Below are 233 nucleotides of genomic sequence, written 5' to 3' on the forward strand. Positions count from 1 at the left end.
GCTTGCTGACGTCGTAGGCGATGTCCACGCCGTAGCGGATCAGCTCGTCGACCTGCGAATACAGCGCCGGCACGCCGCTGCCCTTGGCCTGGCTGAACAGCATCTGGTACATGTCGTTGATCGCATCGGCGCAGCGCAGGTGCAGCGCGCAGCGTTCCATGGTTTCGTCGCGGAAGCGGGCCATGTCGGCCGGGTCGCCGGTGTAGTTGATGAACGGGCCGCCCAGCAGTTCG

1 protein-coding gene is annotated in these 233 nt (G+C 65.7%); it reads right to left on the reverse strand.

Going from position 1 to position 233, the window contains the following annotated elements; translation table 11 throughout:
* The coding region (locus HKX41_13745; protein ID NNC25196.1) for an MBL fold metallo-hydrolase at positions 1-233 on the reverse strand (233 nt) is incomplete at both ends.

Origin of the sequence: Salifodinibacter halophilus (assembly GCA_012999515.1) — a bacterium.
Classification (GTDB): Bacteria; Pseudomonadota; Gammaproteobacteria; order Nevskiales; family Salinisphaeraceae; genus Salifodinibacter; species Salifodinibacter halophilus.